Here is a 21,321-nt window from a genome sequence, read left to right as displayed (position 1 = left end):
GTAAAACAGAGCCCCTCGAAAGTGGCCGACCCGGCCACGCGGAAAACCCGGACGCTGTTCCAGCGCCCGGTGGCGTTTTTTTCACGATCCATCCATCAGTGACCAAGGGACCAGCACTTATGAGCAGCGAGCACGACACACCCGGTGAAGCACTGCGCTTGAGCAGTACCGATATCCGCATCCTGGGTTCGTTGATCGAAAAGCAGGCCACCAGCCCGGAAACCTACCCCCTGACCCTCAACGCCCTGGTGATTGCCTGCAATCAGAAAACCAGCCGCGAACCGGTGATGAACCTGACCCAGGGCCAGGTCGGGCAAAGCCTGCGTGCCCTCGAAGCCCGGGGCTTCACCCGCCTGGTGATGGGCAGCCGCGCCGACCGCTGGGAACAGCGCCTGGACAAGGCCCTGGAACTGGTGCCGGCGCAACTGATCCTGTGCGGCCTGATGTTTCTGCGCGGCCCGCAGACGGTCAACGAACTGCTGACCCGTAGCGGGCGCATGCATGATTTCGAAGACAGCGAGCAGGTACTGCACCAGCTCGAACGCCTGATTGCCCGGGGCCTGGCCCTGCACATTCCGCGGCAGGCCGGCCAGCGCGAAGACCGTTATACCCACGCCCTGGGTGACCCGGCGGACATCGAGGCAATCCTCGCCGCCCGCAGCAACCCGGTGGAGCGCAGCGCCGGCGGCGCGGTTTCGGTGGAACGCATCGAAGAACTGGAAGCGCGGATCGCTGCCCTGGAAGAGCGCCTGGCCCAACTCGAAGGCTGAACCCTGGAGCCGCTGCGCAGGCGGCGATCGACCTCGAAGGGGGCGCCGCTTTCACTCTGCGGGCCTTGTCGCAGCCCGCGGCAGCGGCGACAGGGTTGCGGGCTCAGGGGCGGGCGAAGGCCACGGCCTTCTGGAACTGCTCTTCGCTCGGGCGCACCCCGGTATAAAGCACGAACTGCTCCAGGGCCTGGATGGCAATCACTTCCAGCCCGGTGATGACCTGCTTGCCCTCGGCCCGGGCCCGCAGGATCAACGGCGTCTCCGGTGGCACCGCCACCACATCGAACACCGTCCGCGCAGCCGTGATCGCCTCGGCGTCGAACGCCAGCTGCTGCGCCTCTGGCCCGCCGCTCATGCCGATCGGGGTGACGTTGATCAGCATCTGCGGCCGCAGGCTGCCCAACTCGGCCTGCCACTCATAACCCAGGGAGCTGGCCAGGGCGCGCCCGGCCACTTCGTTGCGGGCCACGATCACCCCGTTGGCATAACCACCATCACGCAAGGCACTGGCCACGGCCTTGGCCATGCCGCCGCTGCCGCGCAGGGCAAAGCTCGACTCTCGGGGCACCCCGTGGCCCGCGAGCAATTGCGCCACGGCGATGTAGTCGGTGTTGTAGGCCTTGAGATGGCCGTTGGTGTTGACGATGGTATTGATCGAGGCAATGGCCCGGGCCGAGGCGTCCAGCTCATCCACCAGGGCGATGCAGTCTTCCTTGAACGGCATGGACACCCCGCAACCGCGGATGCCCAGCGCCCGGATCCCGGCGACGGCGCCGGGCAGGTCCTGGCTGCTGAAGGCCTTGTAGTAGAAATTGAGCCCCAACTGCTCATACAGGTGGTTGTGAAAACGCAGGCCGAAATTCCCCGGGCGCCCGGACAAGGACATGCACAACTGAGTGTCTTTGTTGGGGTTCATTTGCATATCGGTTTCCTCGCTCAGCACTTTCAGATGGACGGGATTGGTCTGGCGCGCCGCTTGGCCTGATCATATCGGCGCGTGCTCACCGGCCTTCGCCACCGCCCAGGGATGACGGTAAAGAGACCGGTACAGACCTTACACAATATTTACTCAGCGCCTGTGCAGATTTCGCAGGAACCGCTGTCTTAGAAGTATCCCCGCGTCAGTTCTTGAGTCTGGTGCAGACCATAAACGCTGGGGTTGAACCGAGGAATGACCATGATCTCCAAAATCCCCAAGATAGCCTTGCTCATTGGTGCACTCGCTGTCGCAGGCCAGGCTTCAGCCCACGGTGGTGGTGGCTGGGTCGGGCCCGCCGCCTTGGGTGCTGTTGTCGGCGCTGCCGTAGTGGGTTCGGTGATCGCCAACCAGGATCGCCCGGTCTATGTGCAGCAAGCGCCGGTGTATGTCCAACCGCAGCCGGTCTATGCCGCACCGCCGCCACCGGTCTACTACCAGCCGGCACCGGTCTATGTGCAGCAACCGGTCTACTACCGCCCGGCACCGGTGTACTACGGGCCACCTCGCGGCTACTACGGCCATCCGCATTACTACTACGGACCGGGTCCCGGCCGCTGGTAAGCGCAAGCAGAATCAAACAACAGGCCCCGCCCCCAAAGCGGGGCTTGTTGCATTTTGCCACTATCCGAATGTCTGAATAATTCTCGAACATGTCGTGGCTGGAACAGTATTTGCGTTTAAATCCGGCAATAGTGTACTGATCCCACGGCTGCCGTGAGCGACATGCGACTGTCATGTTTGTGTCATTCAAGGACGACAAGATCGACACAGTCCGCTCGCCACAGGCCCATAACAACAAGGACGAATCCATGCCCACGCAAAACCCGCACCGCGTCGCCGGCCTCTGCACCTCCAGCCGGGTGTACGACGCCCTGACCGAACTCAAGCACCTGGAAGGCCACCGCAGCGCCAAGTTCCTCTCGCTGCTGGCCCAGAACCTGGTGCGCAAGGGCCTGCTCAACGAGCAGGAAGTGCTGCACATGCTCGACCAGGTGGTGGACTGAAGTGCCGTCTGCGGTAGCACCGACATCAATGTCCACTATCAGGTTGGGTGATTTTTCGTAGCACTTGGGGCTTTGTAAGGTAACCCCCTCAGATCGAGGAGGTTGTCATGCCCAAGGTTCAGATCATGTCCGTCATTGGCAGTGCGGTCCCCGCATCGCTCAGGGAGCTGAGGTTGCTGGCTTGCTGGTACCTGGTGCGCGACGGCGAGATGGTCAGCGGTCCGCTGACCTCCCTGCCCGCCGCCCAGACCCTGTCCAGGCAACTGGCGCTGCGCGCCGTCCAGCCCTAAGGCAACTGCACCCGGGGCCGGGTCTCGACGAACAGGGCCCAGCTGGACATGAACAGCGCGGCGATCAGGGGCCCGATGACAAAGCCGTTGAGGCCGAAGATCGCCAGCCCTCCCAGGGTCGAGATCAGGATCAGGTAATCCGGCATCTTGGTGTCCTTGCCCACCAGGATCGGCCGCAGCAGGTTGTCCACCAGGCCGATCACGAACACCCCGAACAGCCCCAGCACCACCCCTTGCCAGATCGCTCCGCTGATCAGGAAGTAGGCCGCCACCGGCCCCCAGACAATCCCCGCCCCCACCGCCGGCAAGAGTGACAGGAACGCCATCAGCACCGCCCAGAGCAAGGCGCTGGGAATGTCGAGGAACCAGAAGATCAAGCCCCCCAGGGCGCCCTGGGTCACCGCCACCAGCACATTGCCCTTGACCGTGGCCCGCACCACTCGGTTGAACTTCAATTGCAGGCGGCGCTTCTGGTATTCCGCCAGGGGCACGGCGGTGCGGATCTTGCGCACCAGCTCGGGGCCGTCGCGCAGAAAGAAAAACAGCAGGTAGAGCATGATGAAGAAGCTCACCACGAACTCGAAGGTGCCCTGGCCGAAGCTGAAAGCCTGGGTCGCCAGGTACTGGCTGCCCTGCATCGCGCTCTTGACCACCTTCTCCTGCAGCCCCTTGAGCTCACCCAGGCCGAAGCGGTCCAGCAGGTGCTGGAAGTACGGCGGCAGGCTGTGCTTGAACTGAGCCAGGTAGGCGGCGATATCCAGCTGGCCGCTTTCGATTTTCTTGTACAGCTCGGCCCCCTCCTGCACCAGCAGCACGCTGGTGATGATCACCGGCAGAATCGCGATCACCAGGCAGATCAACAGGGTGCACAGGGACGTCAAGTTGCGCTGCCAGCCGAAGCGGGCCTGCAGCCGGCGTTGCAAGGGGGCGAAGACAATGCCCAGGATCACGGCCCAGAACAGCGCACCGTAGAACGGCAGCAGAATCCAGATAAAGGCCAGGGTCACCAGTGCCAGCAACAGCAGCAGGCTTTTGTTTTGCAGGTTGGTTTGGTTCATCTACAGGTCCAGGTCTGTCACGCGGAAAATCAGCGTCCTGAGGCTTAGTCCCCGGCCGCGGCGCCGAGTGCCGTTTTTTCTGCTGTCGGCATAGATCCAGATCAATGAATACCCTAGCGCACTGGCTTACCCTCGCGACCTTTTGCGACCGACAGCCCCATGACGCTCCTCGCCAAACCCGAACTCCTGGCCCCCGCCGGCACCCTGAAGAACATGCGCTACGCCTTCGCCTACGGCGCCGACGCGGTGTACGCCGGCCAGCCGCGCTACAGCCTGCGGGTACGCAACAACGAATTCGACCATGCCAACCTGGCCCTGGGCATCCGCGAGGCCCAGGGCCAGGGCAAGCGTTTCTACGTGGTGGTCAACATCGCCCCGCACAATGCCAAGCTCAAGACCTTCCTCAAGGACCTGGCGCCGGTGATCGAGATGGCCCCGGATGCGCTGATCATGTCCGACCCAGGGCTGATCATGCTGGTACGCCGGCACTTCCCGCAGATGCCGATCCACCTCTCGGTGCAGGCCAACACCGTGAACTGGGCCAGCGTCGAGTTCTGGCAGCAGCAGGGCCTGACCCGGATCATCCTGTCCCGGGAACTGTCCCTGGAAGAGATCGAGGAAATCCGCCAGCAGGTGCCGGGCATGGAGCTGGAAGTCTTCGTCCACGGCGCGCTGTGCATGGCCTACTCCGGGCGTTGCCTGCTGTCGGGCTACATGAACAAGCGCGACGCCAACCAGGGCACCTGCACCAATGCCTGCCGCTGGAAATACAGCGCCCAGGCGGCCACCGAGAATGCCGTGGGCGACATCGTGCAGAGCTACCAGCCGGAGCCGACCCTGGGCCTGGGCGCCCCCACCGACCAGGTATTCCTGCTGCAGGAAGCCAATCGCCCGGGCGAGCTGATGCCGGCCTTCGAGGACGAGCACGGCACCTACATCATGAATGCCAAGGACCTGCGGGCGGTGCAGCACGTGGAGCGCCTGACCCGCATGGGCGTGCACTCGCTGAAGATCGAGGGGCGCACCAAATCGCACTTCTATTGCGCACGCACCACCCAGGTCTATCGCCGGGCCATCGACGATGCCGCCGCTGGCCGCGAGTTCGACCGTCAGCTGATGAGCGATCTGGAGTCCCTGGCCCAGCGCGGCTACACCGAGGGTTTCCTGCGCCGGCATGTGCATGACGAATATCAGAACTACCAGAACGGCAGCTCGGTGTCGGAGCGCCAGCAGTTCGTCGGTGAACTGACCGGTGAACGCCGCGACCGCCTGGCCGAAGTGAAGGTGAAAAACCGTTTCGCCCTGGGCGATCACATGGAACTGATGACCCCTCGGGGCAACTTCCACTTCGACCTGCACCAGTTGCAGAACGCCAAGGGCGAAGCCATCGAAGTGGCGCCAGGCGACGGCCATACGGTGTACCTGCCGATCCCTGACCAGGTGGACCTGCGCTTTGGCCTGCTGATGCGCGATATCAGCGCCTGAGCCGTGCAGGCGCCCCCCCTGATGTAACTGCTGACGCGGGGGGGGTGGGACATTCTGATGGACCGCTAAAAAGACCATCACACAAGGCCCTTCGGGCCTTTTCGCAGCCTCGCAGGCTCGGCAGCGGCTACACCAGCCCCGGCGCCCCTCAGATACGGAATTGCCCCACCAACCGCCCCAGGCGCTGGCCCAGGTCCGCCAGGCTGCGGGAAGTCTGGGCGCCGCGCTGGGTTTCATCGGCCACACTGTCCACCGCCACGGCGATCTGGTGCACGCTGCGGTTGATCTCTTCGGCCACCGCGGTCTGTTCTTCCGCCGCACTGGCAATCTGCGCGTTCATCGAATTGATGGTACCGATCAGCTGGGCCATGGTGTCCAGCGACGCCCCGGCTTCATTGGCCTTCACCGAGGTGCCATCGCCGGCATCGCTGGAACGGCGCATGGCGTCCACCGCCACCCGAGTGCCCTGCTGCAGGCGGTCGATCATGCCCTGGATTTCCTGAGTGCTCTGCTGGGTGCGGCTGGCCAGGGCCCGTACTTCGTCGGCCACCACCGCAAAACCGCGCCCGGCCTCCCCGGCCCGAGCCGCTTCGATGGCGGCGTTCAGGGCCAGCAGGTTGGTCTGCTCGGCGATCGAGCGGATCACGTCCAGCACGCTGACAATCGACGTCACGTCCTGCTGCAGGCTGTCCAGGGAAGTACCGCTGTTGCGGATATCGCTGACCAGCGCATGGATCTGCTGGATGCTGCCGTCCACCACGCGCTTGGCCGCCTGGCCCTCTTCATCGGTCTGCTGGGCGGCAACGGCTGCGCCCTGGGCACTGCGGGCCACCTCGTGGGCTGCGGAAGACATTTCGTTGATCGCCGTGGCCACCTGATCGGTCTCGTGGCGCTGGCGCTCCATGGCCTGTTCCGAACGCTGGGCCTGATCCGAGACCTGGGTCACCAGCTCGGTGAGCTGGCCGGTCATCTCGGTGATCTGCCGCACCAGGCCGTGGATCTTGTCGACAAAGCGGTTGAACGAGCCGGCCAACTGCCCCAGTTCGTCCTGGCTGGTAATGGCCAGGCGCCGGGTCAGGTCGCCCTCCCCGGCGGCGATATCGTCAAGGTTGGCTTTCATCAGGTTCAGCGGGCGCAGCATGGTGTTGGCCACCAGCATGCCCAGGGCGGCGATCACCACCAGCACCACCGTGGCGATCCCGAGGATGCTCAGGACCATGCCTTCCATGCGCTGGTTGACGCTGCTCTGCACTGCGGCGACCTGGGCGTCGATGCCATCGAGGTTGACCGAGGTGCCCAGCACCATGTCCCACTTGGGCAGGTACTCGGTGTAGCCCAGCTTGGGCACCAGCACGTCGCTGCCCGGCTGGGTCGAGCTGTATTGCACGTAGTGGCTGCCGTCCTTGCCGACCCGCACCAGCTCGCGGTTGACGTACACACCATTGGGATCGCGGTTGTCCTTGAAGCTCTTGCCCACACCGTCCGGGCTGTTGCCCTTGAACAGGCGCACCGTCTCGGAGTCGTAGGCGAAGAAGTAGCCGTCCTTGCCATAACTGATGTTGGACAGCAGCTTGACCACCTCGGCCCGGGCCGCCTGATCCCCCGGTGCGGCGGCGTCATACAACGGCTTGACCGTGTTCAGGGCCACCTCGACATAGCTCTGCAGCGTGGCCTTGGCCTCGTCCAGCAAGCGGTGACGGGTTTCCTCGACTTCCTTCTGTGCCTGCTGGCGCAGCATGAGCACGGTGCTCAGGCTGATCACCAGGGCGAACAGCAATACCGGGAGTACTGCCAGGGACAGGACTTTGGCCTTCAGGCTCAAGCGCATAGGGGGCTCACTCTTGGTTTTTTATTGGCGTGATATGCCGTTAACGGCACGCCAAAAAAAAAGTTGAGCCTGAACCCCTAGGAGCCGGCTTGCCGGCGAAGGGGCTCGCGCCTTGTACCGGCCTTGCCGATGCCTTCGCTGGCAAGCCAGCGCCTACGAGAACCCTCGGCTTCTACGAGAGCAAGATAATCAGAGAACCATGGCCGCCACCCAGCCAAAGGCCAGCAGCGGCAGGTTGTAGTGCAGGAAGGTCGGGACCACGGTGTCCCAGATGTGGTGGTGCTGGCCGTCGATGTTCAGGCCCGAGGTCGGTCCCAGGGTCGAATCCGAGGCCGGTGAGCCGGCATCGCCCAGGGCACCGGCGGTGCCGACGATGCAGACGATGGCCAGCGGGCTAAAGCCCAGTTGCACACACAAAGGCACGAAGATCGCCGCGAGAATCGGCACCGTGGAGAACGACGAACCGATGCCCATGGTCACCAGCAGGCCCACCAGCAGCATCAGCAAGGCGCCCACGCCCTTGCTGTGGCCGATCCAGGCCGCCGAGGCCTGGACCAGGGAATTGACCTCGCCGGTGGCCTTCATCACTTCGGCGAACCCCGAGGCGGCGATCATGATGAAGCCGATCATGGCCATCATCTTCATGCCTTCGGTGAACAGCTCGTCCGTCTCGCGCCAGCGCACGATGCCCGACACCGAGAAAATCAGAAAACCGCACAAGGCGCCGATAATCATCGAGTCCAGCAGCAGCTGGATCACGAACGCCGCGACTATGGCCGCCGCGGCCACCAGCAGGGTCCGCGGGTTGTACTGCACCGCCACCTGCTCGACTTTCTCGATCCGGTCCAGGTCGTACACGCGCTTCTTGCGGTAGCTGAAGAACGCCAGCAGCAAGCCGCAAAGCATGCCCAGGGCGGGAATGCCCATGGCGTGGGTGACGTTGATCTGGCTGACATCGACCCCGCTGCGGGCCACGTTGGCCAGGAGGATCTCGTTGAGGAAGATGTTGCCGAAGCCCACCGGCAGGAACATGTAGGGGGTGACCAGGCCGAAGGTGATGACGCAGGCGATCAGCCGCCGGTCCAGTTGCAACTTGGTCAGCACATACAGCAGCGGCGGCACCAGCAGCGGAATAAAGGCAATGTGGATCGGCAGGATGTTCTGCGAGGCAATCGCCACCACCCACAGCAGGCCGATCAGCAGCCACTTGACCCGGCCGCCGCCGTGGGCGTCCTGGCGATCCACCAGCAGCAGGATCTTGTCCGCCAGGGCGTGGGCCAGCCCGGACTTGGCAATGGCCACGGCGAACGCGCCGAGCAAGGCGTAGGACAAGGCCACGGTGGCGCCACCGCCCAGGCCGCTGTTGAACGCCTTGAGCGTGGCCTCGATCCCCAGGCCGCCGGTCAGGCCGCCCACCAGCGCGCCAACGATCAGGGCGATCACTACATGCACGCGGGACAGGCTGAGCACCAACATCACGCCAACCGCGGCAATTACTGCGTTAATCATCGTTACCTCGTTACTGCGCCGCTGAAAATGGCGCAAAAGCCTGTGACCGACCGGAAGGCAGCGGGCTGCCGACATCGAAATGAAAGAGGTTCTTATTAGGGGGGCGCACTTTGCAGCAGCCGACCCGGCTTGTCAAAACCCCGCACCCTGCCGCCCCCAGGAGCGAGCTGGCTCGCCAAGCCCCCAAGCCCCGCCCGGTACCCGTGGCCAGGGAGCTTGCTCGTGCCGGGCTGCACAGCAGCCCCGGAGCCTCGCGGTTTATTTCGAACAAGCGTTTAAAGAACGCCGCTGGTCGGCCGCTACAGTGCAAAGTCTCAGATATTTATCGAATAAAGGACGTCTCCATGTCGCTCAGACAACTTTCCATCCAATGGAAAATCACCTTGCTGGCCGGACTCTGCCTGTTGGGCATCGTGTCGCTGTTGGTGGGGCTTTCGCTGTATCGCATGGAGCACAGCTCCGAGCTGGTGAAGGCCTCGAGCATGGAGATGCTCAACGAAGCCGCCCAGGCGCGGATCGAAGCCCAGGGTGAGGTGCAGGCACTGGGCATTCGCCAGCAATTCATGGACGCCTATCAATACGGCCACGGCTTCTCCCGCCAGGTGCTGTTCCTGCGGGAGCAGGCCGAGAAACGCTTCCTCGACGCCTTCGACCTGCGCGAGGACCTGACCCGCCAGGTCAAGTCGGCGCTGCAGGCCAACCCCGACCTGCTGGGCCTGTCCCTGGTGTTCGAAGCCAACGCCCTGGACGGCAAGGACGAGTTGTTCGGCGGCCAGAGCGAACTGGGCAGCAACGAAAAGGGCCGCTTCGCCCTGTACTGGTCCCAACCCACCCCGGGCAAGTTGACCTCCATGTCACTGCCCGAAAGCGACATGAGCGACACCCGCACCGGCCCCAGCGGCCAGCCGGCCAACGCCTGGTTCACCTGCCCGCGCAGCACCCTCAAGCCCTGCGTGATCGAACCCTACTTCTATGACATCGACGGCCAGAAGGTGCTGATGACCAGCATCGTCTTCCCGCTGATGGTGGACGGCAAAGTCATCGCTTCGCTGTCGGTGGACATCAACCTCAACAGCCTCCAGGCCATCAGCCAGAACGCCAGCAAGCGCCTCTATGCCGGCCAGACCAACGTCAGCATCCTGAGCCCGGTGGGCCTGCTGGCCGGCTACAGCCCGGACGCCAGCAAACTCAGCCAGCGCCTGGACAGCGTCGACACCACCAACGGCGCCGAGCTGATCCGCCTGCTGGCCAACAGCATCCAGACCCAGAGCCTGCACAGCAACCGTGAACTCAAGGTGCTGGCGCCCTTCACCCCAATCCCCGGTGGCAAGGCCTGGGGCGTACTGCTGGATGTGCCGGAAAAAGTCCTGGTAGGCCCGGCCGAAGCCCTGAAAAGCGAGCTGGACGCACGCAACAACAGCGGCACCCTGATCGAACTCGGCCTGGGCCTGCTGGCCGCGGTGGTGGGCCTGTTGCTGGTGTGGCTGATGGCCCGCAGCGTGACCCGGCCGATCCTCGGCGTGGCCCACATGCTCGAAGACATCGCCAGCGGCGAAGGCGACCTGACCCGGCGCCTGGCCTACGACAAGCAGGACGAGCTGGGCCAGCTGGCCGGCTGGTTCAACCGCTTCCTGGACAAGCTGCAACCGATCATCGCCGAGGTGAAACGCTCGGTGCAGGACGCCCGCGGCACCGCCGACCAGTCTTCGGCCATCGCCACCCAGACCAGCGCCGGCATGGAGCAGCAGTATCGCCAGGTGGACCAGGTGGCCACCGCCTCCCACGAAATGAGCGCCACCGCCCAGGACGTGGCCCGCAGCGCAGCCCAGGCCGCCCAGGCCGCGCGGGACGCCGACCAGGCCACGCAACAGGGCCTGACGGTCATCGACCGCACCACCCGCAGCATCGACCAGCTGGCCGCCGACATGAGCGCCGCCATGACCCAGGTCGAAGGCCTGGCCGCCAACAGCGAGCAGATCGGCACGGTACTGGAAGTGATCCGCTCGATTGCCGAGCAGACCAACCTGCTGGCCTTGAACGCGGCCATCGAAGCCGCTCGCGCCGGGGAAGCCGGCCGCGGCTTCGCGGTGGTGGCCGATGAGGTGCGCAACCTGGCCCAACGCACCCAGGAGTCGGTGGAAGAAACCCGCCAGGTGATCGAGCAACTGCAGAACGGCACGCAGGAGGTGGTGGGTTCGATGAACAACAGCCATCGCCAGGCCCAGGGCAGCGTCGAACAAGTGGGCCAGGCGGTCACCGCCCTGCGCCAGATCGGCGATGCGGTGACCGTGATCAGCGACATGAACCTGCAGATCGCCAGCGCCGCCGAACAGCAGAGCGCGGTGGCCGAAGAGATCAACAGCAACGTGGCGACCATTCGCGATGTCACCGAATCGCTGTCGGAGCAGGCCAATGAATCGGCGCGGGTCAGCCAGTCGCTCAACAGCCTGGCCAACCAGCAACAGAGCCTGATGGACCAGTTCCGCGTCTGACCTGTAGCCGCTGCCGCAGGCTGCGATAGCCCTCACGGGCGCCGAACCTGGCGCCCGGCAAGTTCAGCGCCTGGGCAGCTCGATCTCTACCCGCAAGCCGCCCCACTCGCTGTCCCCCAGGTTCAGGGTGCCACCGCAGGCGTCGACGATGTCGCGCACGATGCCCAGGCCCAGCCCGTGGCCGTGGGTCTGTTCATCCAGGCGCGTGCCCCGGCCGAATACCTCGTCGCGCCGCGCTTGGGGAATGCCCGGGCCGTCGTCGTCCACCGCCAGGCAGAAGCCCTGGGGCCGCTCCTCCACGCTCAGGCGCACCTGGGCATCGGCCCATTTGCAGGCGTTGTCCAGCAGGTTGCCCAAGAGCTCCAGCAGGTCTTCCCGGTCCCAGGGCAGGCGCAGCCCCGGTGGCGCCTGGTAGCTCAGATCCAGGTGCTGGCCATGGATCATGTTCAAGGTCGCCAGGAGCCCCGGCAGTTCGGCATCGCACTCAAACAGCACCCCGGGCAACGCATCCCCCGCCAGCCGCGCGCGGTTGAGTTCGCGATTGAGGCGCTGCTGCACCTGCTCCAACTGTTCCTGGAGCATCCTGCGCACCTCGGGGTGGCCGTCGAGCCTGGGGCTCGACGCCAGGCTCAGGAGCACCGCCAGCGGGGTCTTCAAGGCATGGCCCAGGTTGCCCAGGGCATTGCGGGAACGGTTGAGGCTGTCTTCGGTATGGGCCAGCAGGTGGTTGATCTGCGCCACCAGGGGCTCCAGTTCCACCGGCACCTGGGCATCCAGTTGCGAACGCTGGCCCTGTTGCAACTGGGCGATCTGCTCGCGGGCGGTTTCCAGCGGGCGCAGGGCGCGGCGCACGGTCAGGCGTTGCAGCAGCAGGATCAGCAGCAGCCCGGCCAGCCCCAGCCCGAGGCCGATCTGGCGCATGCGCTGGAAGCTTTCACGCACCGGGGTGTAGTCCTGGGCCACGCTGATGGAGATCAACTGCCCGAGGCGCTTGTAGTCGCTGCGCAGCACCAGCAGTTGCTGGCCCTCTGGCCCCAGTTGCAGGTTGCCCTGCAGGCCGGCGCGCTCCAGTTGCGGCAGTTCCTGGTCCCACAGCGAGCGCGAGCGCCAGTGCACATCGGCAAAATCGATACGGAAGTAGTGCCCGGAAAACGGCCGCTGGTAGGCCGGCGACAGACGTCGCTCATCCAGCTGCAGCCCCTGAGGGCCGCGCACCAGGGCCAGCAGCAGGCTCTCGCTGTCGTTGCGCAGGCCGGCTTCCAGGTAGCGTTGCAGGCCCACCTCGAACAGCCAGAGGCTGGTCTGCGCCAGCACCAGCCCGACCACCACCAGCACCGTGACCAGGCCCAGGCTCAGGCGGCGCTGGATCGATCTCACGAAGTGGTTCCGCCGAACAGATAGCCCTGGCCGCGCCGGGTTTCGATCACACTGCGGCCCAGCTTGCGCCGCAGGTGGTTGACGTGAACTTCGAGGACGTTGGAATCGCGCTCGGTTTCACCGTCGTAGAGGTGTTCGGCCAGGTGGCTTTTGGAAAGGATCTGCTGCGGGTGCAGCATGAAATAGCGCAACAGGCGGAACTCCGCGGCGGTCAGCAAGACATCCTGGCCGTCGCGGACCACACATTGCCGGCCCTCGTCCAGGTGCAGCCCGGCGGCCTGCAGGGTCTGCTGGTTGGCCTGGCCATGGGAGCGGCGCAGCAGGGCCTGGACCCGCAGGTGCAGCTCTTCGGGATGGAACGGTTTGCTCAGGTAATCGTCGGCGCCGGCCTTGAGCCCCTCGATGCGCTCGGCCCAGGAGCCGCGGGCGGTGAGGATCAGCACCGGCGTGGCCAGGCCATCGGCGCGCCACTTTCGCAGCACCTCCAGGCCCGGCACGCCGGGCAGGCCGAGGTCGAGGATGATCAGGTCATAGGGTTCGCTGGCGCCCTGGTACAGCGCGTCGCGGCCGTCGGCCAGCCAGTCCACGGCGTAGCCCTGGCGGTTCAGGCCTTCAAGCAGTTCATCGGCCAGGGATACGTGGTCTTCCACCACAAGCAGGCGCATCAGTCGTCTTCCTCATCTTTCAACAAACGCCCGGTGGCGGCTTCCAGGTCCAGCTCGCGAACCACCCCGTCCACGGTCAACAGCTCCACTTCATAGATGTACACATCGTGCTTTTCTTCCAGCTCGGCCTCCAGCAGCTTGGCCCCGGGGTAACGGTCCATGGCCTGCTTGAGCAGTTGCTCCAGGGGCAGGATCACCCCTTGCTGGCGCAGGCGCAGGGCCTCGTCCTGGTCCAGGTCGCGGGCCATGGCCAGGGAGCAGAACAGCAGCAGCGCCAGGGCTGCACGGCTACCGGCGGTGCGCAGAGTGCGGTTCATTAGGTGTCCTGATGATCCTTGAGTACCTGGCCGCTCACCGCGTCCAGTTCCAGATCCCATTCCAGCCCCTGCGGGTCGCGCAGTTCAACCTGGTAGATGTACTTGCCGTACTCTTCTTCCAGCTCGGTTTCACTGATGCTCGCCCCAGGATGCCGGGACAGGGCCGTGGCATTGAGTTTTTCAAAGGACACAATGGTACCAGCGTCGCGCAGTCTGAGGGCTTCGTCCGGCCCCAGGTCGCGAGCGTGGGCCAGGCTGGCGGTCAGGGCGACAAGGCTGGCGCCGAACAGCGCGGCAAGGGTCTTCATGGCAGTTCTCCAAAGTCGATGGCCAAAGGCCGATGCCGCAGACCATACCCAAGGCAACTTAATTGAAACTGAATCGCCATCATGGCCCCCGACATAAGTTTCACTCGGCCCCCGGCTCCTGGGTTCTCTATACTCGGCGGCTGATTCAAGAGTGAGCCCGGTATGACTGCCATCCATATCAAGTTTCCCGCCCTGACCCTCAAGGCCGGCCCCCGCGCCCTGGCCCGCATCCGCCAGCAAGGCCTGCACCCCCGTGAAGTCGGTACCTTGCCCGGCGCCGCCGGCGGCCCCAAGGCCCTGGGCATCCAGGGCCTGGACCTGGCGCTGTTCGGTGAATGGCTGCCATCGGCGCCCCGGGAACGCTCGCTGATCGGCGCCTCGGTGGGTTCCTGGCGTTTCGCCAGCGCCTGCCTGCCGGACGCCGCCGAAGGCATCCGCCGCCTCGGCCAGTTGTACAACGCCCAGAGCTTTGCCAAGGGCGTGACCATGGCGCAGATCAGCCAGAGCTCCCGGCGCATGCTCGAGGAGCTGCTGGAGGGCCGCGACGCCTCGATCCTCGGCAACCCTCACTACCGGCTGAACATCATGGTGGTCAAAAGCCACGGCCTGCTCGCCGACGACCATCGCGGGCGCCTCGGCCTGGGGCTGTCCTCGGTGATCGCCGACAATCTGCGGGGCCGCGCGCGCCTGGCCCGGCACTTCGAGCGCCTGGTGCTGCACGACCCGCGCCTGGCCCCGCCTTTGCACGCTCTGGAAGACTTCCCCTCGCGCTTCGTACCCCTGGACCGCGGCAACCTGCGCCAGGCGCTGCTGGCCTCGGGCTCGATCCCCATGGTCATGCAGGGCGTGCGCGAACTGCCCGGCGCCGGGGCCGGCACCTTCCGCGACGGCGGCCTGCTGGACTACCACCTGGACCTGCCCTACAGCGGCAGCGACATCGTGCTCTACCCGCACTTCACCGACCGGGTGATTCCCGGCTGGTTCGACAAGACCCTGCCCTGGCGCCGGGCCAGCCCCGAACGCCTGCGCGACGTACTGCTGCTGGCGCCGTCGAAGGAATACCTGGCGCGCCTGCCCTACGGCAAGTTGCCGGACCGCAACGACTTCAAGCGCTTCATGGGCGACGATGCCAGCCGGCAGAAATACTGGCGCAGCGCCATGGACGAAAGCCGGCGCCTGGGGGACGAGTTCCTCGAACTGGCCGCGCAGAACCGCATCGGCGAGCGCCTGCAGAGCCTCTAGAGAAGGCCCGCCGCTGCGCACTGACCCTTTAGTCAGGGTTTTTCCGCAAGCGCCGGGGCAAGCTGATAAACTCGCCGCCTGCCTCAACTCGCCCCCGGGCGATAGCCATCTGACAGAGCTGACCGACACTGTGGAAATCTTCAAAGAATTTACCTTCGAATCCGCCCACCGCCTGCCTTTCGTGCCCGAGGGCCACAAGTGCGGCCGCCTCCATGGCCACTCGTTCAAGGTGGCGATCCACCTCAGTGGCGAGGTCGACGCACACACCGGCTGGATCCGCGACTTCTCGGAAATCAAGGCGATCTTCAAGCCGCTGTACGAGCGCCTGGACCACAACTACCTGAACGACATTCCCGGCCTGGAAAACCCCACCAGCGAAGTCCTGGCCAAATGGATCTGGAATGAGCTCAAGCCCCTGCTGCCGGAACTCTCGGCGATCCGCATCCACGAAACCTGCACCAGCGGCTGCATCTACCGCGGCGAATAAGCCCGCCGAAAAAACCACCCCACGGGGTGGTTTTTTTATGCCTATGATGGCCCCACCCCGCCGTTACCCGAGCACTCGCGCCCATGCCGCCGACCATTCGCCCCGCTGCCCTGCCCGACCTCGCCGCCATCGAAGGCATCGCCAAGCGCGCCTATGCACCTTATATCGCGCGGATCGGCCGGGAACCGGCGCCCATGCTCGAAGACTATTCGTGCCTGGTGCTGGCCCGGCAGGTCTGGGTCCTGGAGGAGCAGCAGGCAATCGCCGGTTTCGTTGTCCTGCTGGACGCCCAGCAAGCCCTGCTGCTGGACAACCTGGCGGTCCACCCCGAGGCCCAGGGCCGGGGCCATGGCCGGCAACTGCTGGCCTTTGCCGAACAACAGGCCGCGGCCGCCGGTCACCGTTGCGTGCGCCTGTACACCAACGCAGCCATGAGCGAGAACATCGCCCTGTACAGCCGCCACGGCTACGTGGAAACCCATCGCGCCGTGGAGCACGGCCTGCACCGGGTGTACATGAGCAAGCCACTGGCCTGAACCCAGGAACCCTCTCCATGCCCCCCCGTATCTACCTCGCCGGCTTCGATGTGTTTCGCGCCGACGCCCCGGCCCATGGCGAATACCTCAAGCAACTGTGCCGCGCTCAGGGCCTGCACGGCCTGTTTCCCCTGGATAACCAGGCGCCACCTCGCCTCACGCCAGAAGCCACCGCACAGTGGATCTACCGGCAGAACCTGCAGATGATCCGCGGCTGCGATGCATTGCTGGCCAACCTGAATGATTTTCGCGGCCTGGAGCCGGATTCCGGCACCGCCTTCGAAGTGGGCGCGGCGGTCGCCCTGGGCAAACCGGTGTGGGCCTACTTCCAAGGCCCCGCCACCCTGCGCCGGCAGGTGCCCCACGACGCCGCCGGACGCGATGCCCAGGGCTTTGCGGTGGAGGACTTCAACCTGCCGCGCAACCTGATGCTGGCCTGCAGCTGGAGCGGCCGCAGCAACAGTGTGGAAGCCGCCATCTTCGACCTCGGGCGCTGGCTGGGCGCTTCCCCTCCATCGGGCAGAGATAGCCAGTAACGTCACTTTCTGCCGAAAACGACCACCCCGGACAAAAGCCTTGTCTTGTCGCGAAAGCCGATGTTATGTTTCTAACACTGAATGCAAAAATGAAACATAACTAACATTTCCAGCATACGCCCGGCGAGATGGTCATGGACAAGAACAGTTTCCAAGTCACCCTGGAACAGCAGTTTGCAAGCCTGACCCCCACCGGCAAGCGTATCGCCACCTACCTGCTGGCCAACCTCCAGCAGTTGCCCTTCGAGACTGCCGACAGCATCGCCCAGCAAGCCGGCACCACGGGGATTTCCGTGGGGCGCTTCCTGCGCTCGCTGGGCTATCGCAACCTGGATGACGTCAAGCAAGGCCTGCGCGGCGATGCCCCGGCCTCCTGGCTGATCACCGACCGGCTCGGCGCCTTTCGCAGCGAGGCCCATCAGGACGATGCCCTGGAGCGCTCGATGCATCGCGAGATCGAGGCCATCCAGCATGTCTATGGCCTGGCCCGCAGCCAGCCCTTCGCCGCCATCGTGCAACAGATCGTCGAGGCCGACGCGGTGTTCATCATCGGCATCCAGTCGACCCGGGGCATCCTCAACGCCTTCCACAGCCACCTGGAATACATCCGGCCCAAGGTCTACTACGTGGACGGGCTTTCAGGCATCTACGCCGAGACCCTGAACTCCGGCTTTGCCAAGCCCTACGCGATCATCTCCGACTTTCGCGCCTACTCCAGCATCACCCAGACCTTCTGCGAAGTGGCCAATGCCAACGCCCTGCCCCTGGCCCTGGTCACCGACCTGCAATGCCCCTGGGCCCGGGACTACCCGCTGGACCTGCTGCAACTGAAAACCGATGTCGGCCAGTTCTGGGATTCCCTCGCGCCCCTGACCTGCCTGTTCAACCTGATGGTGTCCGCCGTGGCCGAGGGCTATGGCGAGCGCCTGGACCAGCGCCTGGCCAAGAACCGACAGTTGCAGGAAGCCTTCGGCCAGTTCGAGTCCTGACCTTCAAGCGTTAACCCAGATGGAGTGAGTGAGTGAACAACAGCCCCCTTGTCGAAATCGACGCCCAGCGCCATCAGCTTCAGATCGACCTGATCTACGCCAGCGCCGACAACCTGGCCGGCCAGGTGATCTATCGCAACGCCCGCTGCCTGCTGCACAAGGACGCCGCAGCCTGCCTGTACAAGGCCAGCCAGCTGGCACGCATGGCCGGCCTGGGCCTGCGCATCTACGACGCCTACCGCCCGGCCTACGCCCAGCACCTGCTGTGGCAGGCCCTGCCCAACCCGGACTACGTGCGCGACCCGCGCCTGGGCTCGCACCACACCCGGGGCGTGGCCGTGGACCTGACCCTGGTGGATGAAACCGGTGAGCCGCTGGACATGGGCACCGCCTTCGACGCCATGGAGCCCAAGTCGCATCAGTTCTACAGCGACCTGCCGCCCCAGGTGCAACGCAACCGCCTGATGCTGCTGGGGATCATGCTCAGCGCCGGCTTCGAGGCGATCCCCACCGAGTGGTGGCACTACGAGCTGCCCAACGCCGAGGACTTCCCCCTGATCCAGGAGCACGACCAGCCCTTCGAACACTGATGTCCCGCTCCCCACCGGCCACAACAACAGGCAGCTAACTGCCCCAAGCCGGTCGTACTGCAACACTGCTTCAGCAACAACTGCCCGGTTATAGCTTTTATAAAAAACCTGACGAACTTCCCAACATCGAATGATCAAGGAAACCGGCATGACCCCTAACCGCAATCACCCTGATGTGCGTCTGTCCACCCGTGTCGCCCTGTCCCTGCTGTGCGCCGCCCTGAGCCTGGGCGCGTGGCAGGCGGCCAGCGCCGCCGCGCCCAAGGACACCCTGATGATCGGCAAGGCCGCCGACCCGCAGACCCTCGACCCGGCCGTGACCATCGACAACAACGACTGGGCCGTGACTTACCCGGCCTACCAGAAGCTGGTGACCTACAAGGTCGAGAACGGCAAGGGCAGCACCGAAGTCCAGGGCGACCTGGCCGAGAGCTGGAGCACCTCCGCCGACAACCTGACCTGGGATTTCAAGCTCAAGCCGGGCAACAAGTTCGACGACGGCAAGCCGGTGGACGCCGCCGCGGTGAAGTTCTCCTTCGACCGCCTGATGCAGCTCAAGCAAGGCCCGTCCGGGGCCTTCCCGGATGACATGAGCGTGGCCGTGGTCGACCCACTGACCGTGCGCTTCACCCTGAAGCAACCCTACGCGCCCTTCCTCTACACCCTGGCCCACAACGGCGGCGGCATCATCAACCCGGACGTGGCCAACAAGGGCGAGGACGTCAACGCCTACCTCTCGACCCACACCGCCGGCTCCGGGGCCTTCCGCCTGAGCAACTGGCAGAAGGGCCAGGCGCTGACGCTGGAACCCAACAGCTATTACGCCGGCCCCAAGCCGAGCCTGAACAAGGTGGTGATCAAGATCATCAGCGAGGCCTCGGTGCGCCGCCTGCAACTGGAACGCGGCGACCTGGACATCATCGAGGACATGCCCGAAGACCAGCTCGGCACCCTGGCCGGCAAGCCAGGCATCGTGATCCAGACCTTCCCCTCGCTGCGGGTCAACTACCTGTACCTGAACAACAAGCGTGCGCCCCTGGACAATGTCGAAGCGCGCCAGGCACTGGTCCAGGCCATCGACTACAAGGGCATCGTCGACGGCATCCTCAAGGGCCAGGCCAAGCTGATGAACGGGCCGATCCCCGACGGCATGTGGGCCCACGACCCGAGCCTGCCGCTGATGCAGCAGAACCTCGACGGCGCCAAGGCCAGCCTGGCCAAGGTCCCGCAGAAGATCAGCAACCTGACCTACCTGTACTCGGACAAGGACGCCAACTGGGAGTCCATCGGCCTGACCCTGCAAGCGGGCCTGGCGCCGCTGGGCATCAACCTGAAGATGGAAAAACTGGCCAACGCCACCATGCGTGAACGGGTCGGCAAGGGCGACTACGACGTGGCCATCGGCTCCTGGAGCCCGGACTTCGCCGACCCCTACATGTTCATGAACTTCTGGTTCGACTCCAGCCTGCAGGGCTTGCCGGGCAACCGCTCGTTCTACAGCAACCCCGAGGTGGACAGCCTGATCCGCGAGGCGGCGGCCACCAACGACACCGCCAAGCGCATCGAGCTGTACCAGAAGGCGCAGAAGATCGTCCTCAAGGACAACGTCTACGCCTACCTGTACCAGAAGAACTACAGCCTGCCGATGCGCGATTCGGTGAAGGGCTACGTGTTCCATCCGATGCTGGAACAGGTGTTCAACATCGCTGAAATCAGCAAGTAGGACCGGCCCTGCATTCCCCGTCGTCGGCCCCTGAAACGGGGCGGCGCCGGGTTGCCGTGTCCCCGGCGAGGGGCCGTCGCGCCCCCTGCCGTTCGTCAAGCGTTAACGAGGTTGCCTCATGGCCTTCCTGAATATGTTGCGCAAACGCCTGCTCGGCCTGTTGCTGGTCGTGGTCGGGGTTTCGCTGATTACCTTCACCATCTCGCACCTGATTCCCGGTGACCCGGCGCGGCTGATCGCCGGCGACCGGGCCAGCGATGCCATCGTGCAGAACATCCGCCACCAGCTGGGCCTGGACCTGCCGCTGTACCAGCAGTACGGGCGCTACATGCTCGACCTGCTGCACGGCGATCTGGGCACCTCGATCCGCACCAGCCGCCCGGTGCTGGAGGACCTGCAGAGCTTCTTCCCGGCGACCCTGGAGCTGGCCCTGGCCGCCCTGCTGCTGTCGGTGCTGGTGGGGGTGCCGCTGGGGGTGCTGTCGGCGGTCTATCACAACCGCTTCATCGACCAGATCGCCCGCACCCTGGCGGTCACCGGCATTTCCACCCCGGCGTTCTGGCTGGGCCTGGGGCTGATCGTGCTGTTCTACGGCCACCTGGGCTGGCTGCCCGGCAGCGGGCGCCTGGACGAAGGCCTGGAGCCGCCGCCCACGGTCAGCGGCTTCTACCTGATCGACTCGCTGCTGGTCGGGGACATCCCGCTGTTTTTCAATGCCCTGCAGCACCTGATCCTGCCGGCAGTGACCCTGGGCTTCGTCAACCTCGGGGTGGTGGCGCGGCAGATCCGTTCGGCCATGCTCGACCAACTGGGCGAAGACTACATCCGCACCGCCCGGGCCTACGGCCTGTCGCGCTGGGCGGTGATCCTGCGCCACGCCCTACCCAACGCCCTGATCCCCTCGGTGACGGTGCTCGGCCTGACCCTGGGCGATTTGCTGTACGGCGCGGTACTGACCGAGACGGTATTCGCCTGGCCGGGCATGGGCGCCTACGTGGTGAAGTCGATCCAGGCCCTGGATTTCCCGGCGGTGATGGGCTTCGCCATCCTGGTGTCGTTCATTTATGTGCTGCTGAACATGGCGATCGACCTGCTGTACCGGGTGATCGATCCGCGCATTGGCGAGGTAAGTTGAG

The 21,321-nt window shown here is 65.0% G+C and carries 22 protein-coding genes; 14 read left to right on the top strand and 8 right to left on the bottom strand.

What is annotated here, in order from left to right; all coding sequences use genetic code 11:
* The first annotated feature begins 119 nt into the window (after positions 1-119).
* Positions 120-770, top strand: a complete 651-nt coding sequence (locus KCG88_RS00690; RefSeq protein ID WP_011062288.1) for a DUF480 domain-containing protein — start codon at positions 120-122, stop codon at positions 768-770.
* 103 nt (positions 771-873) lie between these two features.
* Here the strand turns inward: KCG88_RS00690 and KCG88_RS00685 are convergent, their stop codons facing one another.
* Positions 874-1,692, bottom strand: coding sequence for a shikimate 5-dehydrogenase (locus tag KCG88_RS00685; RefSeq protein ID WP_047337332.1), 819 nt, complete (start codon positions 1,690-1,692; stop codon positions 874-876).
* Between the two features lie 249 nt (positions 1,693-1,941).
* On the opposite strand from KCG88_RS00685, the gene KCG88_RS00680 reads away from it, so the two are divergent.
* From KCG88_RS00680 to KCG88_RS00670, 3 genes are all read left to right on the top strand, one after another.
* Complete coding sequence (locus KCG88_RS00680; protein ID WP_015636359.1) at positions 1,942-2,310, top strand: hypothetical protein; 369 nt, start codon at positions 1,942-1,944, stop codon at positions 2,308-2,310.
* Between the two features lie 248 nt (positions 2,311-2,558).
* Positions 2,559-2,753 carry a hypothetical protein gene (locus KCG88_RS00675; protein WP_011062291.1) on the top strand — a complete coding sequence of 65 codons (195 nt, stop codon included), beginning with the start codon at positions 2,559-2,561 and terminating at the stop codon, positions 2,751-2,753.
* 107 nt (positions 2,754-2,860) lie between these two features.
* The gene (locus tag KCG88_RS00670) at positions 2,861-3,043 is read left to right on the top strand and encodes a hypothetical protein (protein WP_210711502.1); all 183 of its coding nucleotides are present in this window, start codon (positions 2,861-2,863) and stop codon (positions 3,041-3,043) included.
* On the opposite strand, the gene KCG88_RS00665 is transcribed toward KCG88_RS00670, so the two are convergent.
* Positions 3,040-4,101: an AI-2E family transporter gene (locus tag KCG88_RS00665; protein ID WP_011062293.1), complete on the bottom strand. Its 1,062-nt coding sequence runs from the start codon at positions 4,099-4,101 to the stop codon at positions 3,040-3,042. The two genes, KCG88_RS00670 and KCG88_RS00665, sit on opposite strands and share 4 nt — an antisense overlap.
* 159 nt (positions 4,102-4,260) lie before the next feature.
* Between KCG88_RS00665 and yegQ the strand changes: the two genes are divergently transcribed.
* On the top strand, positions 4,261-5,586 hold the full coding sequence (gene yegQ, locus KCG88_RS00660) for a tRNA 5-hydroxyuridine modification protein YegQ (protein WP_047287973.1): 1,326 nt from the start codon (positions 4,261-4,263) through the stop codon (positions 5,584-5,586).
* A 148-nt stretch (positions 5,587-5,734) separates the two neighbouring features.
* Here the strand turns inward: yegQ and KCG88_RS00655 are convergent, their stop codons facing one another.
* Together KCG88_RS00655 and KCG88_RS00650 are read right to left on the bottom strand one after the other, a co-directional pair.
* Positions 5,735-7,414, bottom strand: coding sequence for a methyl-accepting chemotaxis protein (locus KCG88_RS00655; protein ID WP_210711501.1), 1,680 nt, complete (start codon positions 7,412-7,414; stop codon positions 5,735-5,737).
* Between the two features lie 189 nt (positions 7,415-7,603).
* Positions 7,604-8,920, bottom strand: coding sequence for a Na+/H+ antiporter NhaC family protein (locus tag KCG88_RS00650; RefSeq protein WP_210712121.1), 1,317 nt, complete (start codon positions 8,918-8,920; stop codon positions 7,604-7,606).
* A gap of 347 nt (positions 8,921-9,267) precedes the next feature.
* Here KCG88_RS00650 and KCG88_RS00645 point away from each other — a divergent pair, with 347 nt between their 5' ends.
* A complete protein-coding gene (locus KCG88_RS00645) occupies positions 9,268-11,415 on the top strand; it encodes a methyl-accepting chemotaxis protein (protein ID WP_210711500.1) in 2,148 nt (715 codons plus the stop codon).
* Between the two features lie 63 nt (positions 11,416-11,478).
* On the opposite strand, the gene KCG88_RS00640 is transcribed toward KCG88_RS00645, so the two are convergent.
* Genes KCG88_RS00640 through KCG88_RS00625 form a run of 4 tightly spaced genes read right to left on the bottom strand, consistent with a single transcriptional unit; the run spans position 11,479 to position 14,082 of the window.
* Positions 11,479-12,792, bottom strand: coding sequence for a sensor histidine kinase (locus KCG88_RS00640; RefSeq protein WP_210711499.1), 1,314 nt, complete (start codon positions 12,790-12,792; stop codon positions 11,479-11,481).
* Positions 12,789-13,457, bottom strand: coding sequence for a response regulator transcription factor (locus tag KCG88_RS00635; protein WP_015636364.1), 669 nt, complete (start codon positions 13,455-13,457; stop codon positions 12,789-12,791). Before KCG88_RS00635 ends, KCG88_RS00640 begins: the two co-directional genes overlap by 4 nt.
* A complete protein-coding gene (locus tag KCG88_RS00630) occupies positions 13,457-13,774 on the bottom strand; it encodes a PepSY domain-containing protein (protein WP_011062300.1) in 318 nt (105 codons plus the stop codon). The genes KCG88_RS00635 and KCG88_RS00630 overlap by 1 nt, the downstream gene beginning before the upstream one ends.
* Positions 13,774-14,082, bottom strand: coding sequence for a PepSY domain-containing protein (locus tag KCG88_RS00625; protein WP_011062301.1), 309 nt, complete (start codon positions 14,080-14,082; stop codon positions 13,774-13,776). Before KCG88_RS00625 ends, KCG88_RS00630 begins: the two co-directional genes overlap by 1 nt.
* 162 nt (positions 14,083-14,244) lie before the next feature.
* Here KCG88_RS00625 and KCG88_RS00620 point away from each other — a divergent pair, with 162 nt between their 5' ends.
* The 8 genes from KCG88_RS00620 (at position 14,245) to KCG88_RS00585 (ending at position 21,320) form a co-directional block, all read left to right on the top strand.
* On the top strand, positions 14,245-15,324 hold the full coding sequence (locus KCG88_RS00620; RefSeq protein WP_210711498.1) for a patatin-like phospholipase family protein: 1,080 nt from the start codon (positions 14,245-14,247) through the stop codon (positions 15,322-15,324).
* A gap of 130 nt (positions 15,325-15,454) precedes the next feature.
* Complete coding sequence (gene queD, locus KCG88_RS00615; RefSeq protein ID WP_011062303.1) at positions 15,455-15,811, top strand: 6-carboxytetrahydropterin synthase QueD; 357 nt, start codon at positions 15,455-15,457, stop codon at positions 15,809-15,811.
* A gap of 83 nt (positions 15,812-15,894) precedes the next feature.
* Positions 15,895-16,347, top strand: a complete 453-nt coding sequence (locus KCG88_RS00610; protein ID WP_210711497.1) for a GNAT family N-acetyltransferase — start codon at positions 15,895-15,897, stop codon at positions 16,345-16,347.
* A gap of 17 nt (positions 16,348-16,364) precedes the next feature.
* Positions 16,365-16,883 carry a nucleoside 2-deoxyribosyltransferase gene (locus KCG88_RS00605; RefSeq protein WP_047337337.1) on the top strand — a complete coding sequence of 173 codons (519 nt, stop codon included), beginning with the start codon at positions 16,365-16,367 and terminating at the stop codon, positions 16,881-16,883.
* Positions 16,884-17,011: 128 nt separating this feature from the next.
* Entirely contained in the window at positions 17,012-17,872 is an 861-nt protein-coding gene (locus KCG88_RS00600; RefSeq protein ID WP_015636369.1) for a MurR/RpiR family transcriptional regulator, read from the top strand.
* A 32-nt stretch (positions 17,873-17,904) separates the two neighbouring features.
* Positions 17,905-18,462, top strand: a complete 558-nt coding sequence (ddpX, locus tag KCG88_RS00595) for a D-alanyl-D-alanine dipeptidase (RefSeq protein WP_015636370.1) — start codon at positions 17,905-17,907, stop codon at positions 18,460-18,462.
* A gap of 148 nt (positions 18,463-18,610) precedes the next feature.
* A complete protein-coding gene (locus KCG88_RS00590) occupies positions 18,611-20,185 on the top strand; it encodes an ABC transporter substrate-binding protein (protein ID WP_210711496.1) in 1,575 nt (524 codons plus the stop codon).
* Between the two features lie 118 nt (positions 20,186-20,303).
* Positions 20,304-21,320, top strand: a complete 1,017-nt coding sequence (locus tag KCG88_RS00585; protein WP_210711495.1) for an ABC transporter permease — start codon at positions 20,304-20,306, stop codon at positions 21,318-21,320.
* Position 21,321 lies beyond the last annotated feature (1 nt).

This window comes from Pseudomonas sp. MWU349 (assembly GCF_017947325.1).
Lineage (GTDB): Bacteria > Pseudomonadota > Gammaproteobacteria > Pseudomonadales > Pseudomonadaceae > Aquipseudomonas > Aquipseudomonas protegens.
This window is presented reverse-complemented; position numbering and strand designations above follow the sequence as displayed.